Consider the following 5,329-nt stretch of genomic DNA (forward strand, 5'->3'; position numbering starts at 1 on the left):
GAGGTCAGCTCTTCCATCGACGCCGCCGTCTGCTCCAGCGAGCTGGCTTGCTCTTCGGTACGCGACGACAGGTCCTGATTGCCCGAAGCGATCTGCCCCGACGCCGTGGCAATGGTCTCCGTGCCCGTGCGCACCTCGCCCACCACCTTCGCCAGGTTGGTGTTCATGTCCTTCAGCGCCTGCATCAGCTGCCCGGTCTCGTCGCGGCTGTCCACGCGGATGTTCGCGCTCAGGTCGCCCGCGGCCACCGTCTCGGCCACGCCCACGGCCTTGGCCAGCGGACGCACGATGCTGCGCGAGATGAAGAAGGCGAACAGGCCGCCCAGCAGCACCGTGAGCGCCGTCAGCAGCAGCCGCAGGTTGAAGCTCTTCGCATTCGCCGCGTCGATGGCGTGGCTCATGTCGTCGATGGCGCGGCGCTCGATGGCCAGCAGTTCGAGCACGCGGTTCTCGTAGGCCTTGGCGGCCGGCTGGAACGACAGCTGATAGGCGCGCACGGTCTCGACCGTGTTGCCACTGGCCTTGGCGCGGGTCACCTCGTCCTTGGCGGCCTGATACTTGGCGCGCAGCTCGACGATGGACTTGTAGGTCGCCTTTTCTTCGTCGGTGACCAGCAGCGCCTCGACCTTGGCCATGGTCTCGCTGCCCTTCTTCACGCTCTCGGAGATCACGTCGGCGAACAGCATCGGCAGCGCTTCGTCGGTGGTGCGCGCGATCATCGAGGTACGCGCGATGGCCGAGTAGGTCAGCACGTACCAGTCGGAAATGAGCCGCTCCTTGGCCAGCGGACTCTGCATCATGATGCGCGTGGCTTCGGCGTTCTTGTGCGCCGACATCAGCCCCACCGCGCTGGAAATGAGCGTCAGCCCCAGCACGATGGCGAAGGCAAGGGTCAGGCGGGTGCCGATGCGAAGGTTCGAAAAGAATGTCATGGGGTGGTCCTCAAACGGTGGCGGCGGCTTCGATGAGGCCCATTTCTTCGCTGGACATCAGCCGGTCGATGTCCACCAGGATCAGCATGCGTTCGTCCAGCGTGCCCAGGCCGATCAGGTAGTCGGTATCGAGCACCGAGCCCATCTCGGGCGCCGGCTTGATCTGCTCGGCGGTGAGCGTGATCACGTCGGACACGCTGTCCACCACCATGCCCACCACGCGGCCCGCGATGTTCAGCACGATCACCACCGTGAACTGGTCGTAGGTGGGCGCGCCCAGCTCGAACTTGATGCGCATGTCGATGATCGGCACGATGATGCCGCGCAGGTTGACCACGCCCTTGATGTAGTCCGGCGCGTTCGCGATGCGCGTCACGGCGTCGTAGCCGCGCAGCTCCTGCACCTTCTGGATGTCGATGCCGTATTCCTCGTCGCCGAGCTTGAAGGTCACGACCTCCAGGCGGTTGGCCACGGCGGACGCGGACGGCGCCGCGCCATTCGATCGCGGTGATGTGTCTCTGGTGTTGTTCAACATGTGTTCTTCTCCTCGTTCAATACGCATCCCGGGCGCCGGCACCCTCGCCCGCCCCGGTCCTGAATACCCCTGCGGCCCGGACCAGGCCCTCCGCCTGTTCCTGCAGCGACTGCGCCGTGGCCGAGGCTTCCTCGACCAATGCGGCGTTCTGCTGCGTGACCTGGTCCATCTGCGCGATGGCCTGGTTGATCTGCTCGATGCCCGAGGTCTGCTCCTGGCTCGCCGTCGTGATCTCGCCCATGATGTCGGTCACGCGCTTCACGCTGCCGACGATCTCCTGCATGGTGCGGCCGGCCTCGGCCACCTGCTTGCTTCCCGCCTCGACCTTCTCCACCGAGTCGCCGATGAGGGTCTTGATTTCTTTGGCCGCAGCGGCCGAGCGCTGCGCGAGGCTGCGCACTTCCGACGCGACCACGGCGAAGCCCTTGCCCTGCTCGCCCGCGCGCGCGGCTTCCACGGCCGCGTTCAGCGCGAGGATGTTGGTCTGGAACGCGATGCCGTCGATCACGCCGATGATGTCGACGATCTTTTTCGACGAAGCGTTGATCGAGCCCATCGTGTCCACGACCTGCGACACCACGGCACCGCCCTTCACCGCCACTTCCGAGGCGGAAACGGCCAGCTGGTTCGCCTGCAGGGCGTTGTCCGCGTTCTGCTTCACGGTCGAGGTCAGCTCTTCCATCGACGCCGCTGTCTGTTCGAGCGAGCTGGCCTGCTGCTCGGTGCGCGAGGACAGGTCCTCGTTGCCCGAGGCGATCTGGCTCGACGCCGACATCACGCCGGCGACGTTCGCGCCCACGTCCGCGACGATCGCGAAGAGGTTGGCGCTCATCTGGTTCAGCGCGCGCAGCAGCCCCGCGATCTCGTCGCCGGGCCGCACCGTGAAGCGCACGAGGTCGCCGCCCGCGATGGTGCGCGCGACCTCGATGGCTTCGTCGAGCGGACGGAACACCGTGCGCCCGAGGAACGCCCCCAGGCCCAGCCACGCCAGCACGGCGCCGAGGCCGCCCGCTGCCACGGCGTTGGGCAACCAGCTGTGCGCGCCCGATGCCGCCGCCAGGCGGGACGCTTCCATCCAGCCCATCGCGCCCAGGCCCGCTGACAGCGCCGCCGCCGCGACGGTCACGCCGAACACGCGGCGGCGCACCGGAATGCGCCGCAGCCGCGCCAACGGATGGGCCCAGCCGCTGCGCACCACCTCGCCCTGCAGCAGTTCGAGGCCCTTGGCCTCGCCCTCGCGCATGCGGCGGTAGAGCGCATCGGCGGCGGCCACGTCCTCGCGCGCGGGGCGGCTGCGTACGGACATGTAGCCCTCCACGCGGCCCTGGTGGCGGATCGGCGTGACGTTGGCGAGCACCCAGTAGAAGTCGCCGTTCTTGCGCCGGTTCTTGATCAGGCCGGTCCAGGGCAGGCCCTGGTCGAGCGTGCGCCACAGGTCGGCGAAGGCCTCGGGCGGCACGTCGGGGTGGCGCACGATGTTGTGCGCCTTGCCCAGCAGTTCGCCGGCCGTGAAGCCGCTGGCCGCGACGAAGGCCGGGTTGACGTAGGTGATGCGGCCCTTGAGGTCGGTGCGGGACACCAGGGCCTCTTCCTTCGAGAGTTCGTATTCGATGTCGGTGACGGGCAGATTGACACGCATGGCCGGTGCGTCGCCTTCAGGCCAGGGCCAGCGCGTTGCTGTGGGCGCTGCTGCCGCCGAGGCGGAACACGCCGACGACCTGCGACAGGCTGCCGGCCTGCTCCTGCAGCGACTGCGCCGCCGCCGAGGCTTCTTCGACCAGCGCCGCGTTCTGCTGCGTCACCTGGTCCATCTGCGTGATCGCCTGGTTGATCTGCTCGATGCCCGAGGTCTGCTCCTGGCTGGCAGCGGTGATCTCGCCCATGATGTCAGTCACGCGCTTCACGCTGCCGACGATTTCTTCCATCGTGCGGCCGGCTTCTGCGACTTGCTTGCTGCCTTCTTCGACCTTTTCCACCGAGTCGCCGATGAGGGTCTTGATTTCCTTGGCGGCGGCTGCGGAGCGTTGGGCGAGGCTGCGAACTTCGGACGCGACCACTGCGAAGCCTCGGCCTTGCTCACCAGCGCGTGCGGCTTCAACAGCAGCGTTCAGCGCCAGGATGTTGGTCTGGAATGCAATGCCATCGATCACGCCGATGATGTCGACGATCTTCTTGGACGAGGCGTTGATCGAGCCCATCGTGTCCACGACCTGCGACACGACCGCCCCACCCTTCACTGCGACTTCCGAAGCGGAGACGGCCAGCTGATTCGCCTGCCGCGCGTTGTCCGCGTTCTGCTTCACCGTCGAGGTCAGCTCTTCCATCGAAGCCGCCGTCTGCTCCAGCGAACTCGCCTGCTCTTCCGTGCGCGACGACAGGTCCTGGTTGCCCGAAGCGATCTGACCCGAGGCCGTGGCGATCGTCTCCGTGCCCGTTCGCACTTCGCCCACCACCTTGGCCAGGTTGGCGTTCATGTCCTTCAGCGCCTGCATCAGCTGGCCCGCTTCGTCGCGGCTGTCCACGCGGATGTTCGCGCTCAGGTCGCCCGCGGCCACCGTCTCGGCTACTTCGAGCGCATGGCCCAGCGGGCGCACGATGCCCAGCGTAAGGCGCCAGGCGAACAGCGCGCCCACCGCCAGCGCGATGGCCGACAGCACGAGCAGCGTGGTGCGGCCCTCGGTGTGGTCGGCCGCGATGCCCTTGGCGGCGGCGTCGATCTTCTCGCGCTGGTGGTTGGCCAGGTTTTCGACCGCGCCGGCGTAGACGGCGAGCGCCGCGCTGAACTTGGTGTCGACCAGCACATTGGCTTCGTCGATCTTCTTCTCGTCCTTGAGCTTGTTGAGCGTGCCCACGGTCTCGAGCACGACGACGCGCGCCGCGACCACCGCGGCATAGAGCGCCTTTTCTTCCGGCGTGGCGAGCATGGCTTCCAGCTGCTTCTGCGCCGGCGTGATGCGCGCCGAACCCGCCGCCTGGAGCTTGGCGAAATAGGCCGCCACCTCGGGGTCGGTGGTCTTGACCATCGCGTAGTTGGCGACGGTGTTCGACTTGAGCAGGCTGAGCCATTCGGCCGCCAGCCGCTCCTTGACCAGCGCGCCCTGCACCATCTCGTCGGTCGCCTGCCCCACGTTCGTGAGGCGCAGCACGCCCGTGCCCGCAATGAACGCCATCAGCAGCAGCAGCACCGCGAAGCCGAGCCCCAGGCGGGTGCCGATTTTCAGATCCTTCAAACTCATTGCGCTTCTCTTCCTTCAATAACGGGGGACGGTGGCCGCATCGCGCGGCGGGCCACCGGCATGACATGACGGCATGGCGGGACGGCGGCCTGCGCCACCCCGTCTCCCTGTTATCGGCAGCGCGCCGCCAGACTTGAGTCTTTTTTCTAAAGAAAGGCGCGGATCGGGGCGCGGGCGCATGCGTTCTCTGTCAGGCGTCGGTGGCGTTGACGTGCTGGAACACCCGGTCCAGCCGCTCGGCCACCTTGGCGTCGTGGTGGCTTGCACGGGCCCGTGCGTGCGCCGCAAAGCCCGCGAGACCCAGGCCCGTCAGGCAGGCGGCGCCCGCCAGCGCCCACACGGCATGGAGCGCCCAGGCGCAGCCGGTGCCGATGTGAAAGCCGAGGAAGAGCGCCACGGCCAGCAGCAGGAGCAATGCAGCGAAGCCCATGCCGACGCGGCGCAGGGCTTTCGGATGGAAGTGCGTGGACACGGGGCGTTCAGGCCGCAACGGCTTCGTCGGCGTCGAGCTTGAAGGTGCTCACGGCCTCGACCAGGGCGCCGGCCTGCTCCTGCAGCGACTGCGCGGCGGCCGAAGCTTCTTCGACCAGCGCCGCGTTCTGCTGCGTCACCTGGTCCATCTGCGT

5 protein-coding genes are annotated in these 5,329 nt (G+C 67.6%); all 5 read right to left on the bottom strand.

Translation table 11 applies throughout. From position 1 onward, the window contains the following. A partial coding sequence (locus AC07Y4_RS32605) for a methyl-accepting chemotaxis protein (protein WP_487850688.1) occupies positions 1-932 on the bottom strand: 932 nt, incomplete at its 3' end. 10 nt (positions 933-942) lie between these two features. Further along, positions 943-1,467, bottom strand: a complete 525-nt coding sequence (locus AC07Y4_RS32610) for a chemotaxis protein CheW (RefSeq protein WP_255221027.1) — start codon at positions 1,465-1,467, stop codon at positions 943-945. A 16-nt stretch (positions 1,468-1,483) separates the two neighbouring features. Continuing rightward, a complete protein-coding gene (locus AC07Y4_RS32615) occupies positions 1,484-3,106 on the bottom strand; it encodes a methyl-accepting chemotaxis protein (protein ID WP_487850689.1) in 1,623 nt (540 codons plus the stop codon). 16 nt (positions 3,107-3,122) lie between these two features. Beyond that, positions 3,123-4,703 carry a methyl-accepting chemotaxis protein gene (locus AC07Y4_RS32620; RefSeq protein ID WP_487850690.1) on the bottom strand — a complete coding sequence of 527 codons (1,581 nt, stop codon included), beginning with the start codon at positions 4,701-4,703 and terminating at the stop codon, positions 3,123-3,125. A 190-nt stretch (positions 4,704-4,893) separates the two neighbouring features. Then, the gene (locus AC07Y4_RS32625; RefSeq protein ID WP_487850691.1) at positions 4,894-5,175 is read right to left on the bottom strand and encodes a hypothetical protein; all 282 of its coding nucleotides are present in this window, start codon (positions 5,173-5,175) and stop codon (positions 4,894-4,896) included. Between the last annotated feature and the right edge of the window lie 154 nt (positions 5,176-5,329).

This window comes from Variovorax sp. GW460-12-1-14-LB1 (assembly GCF_059423605.1).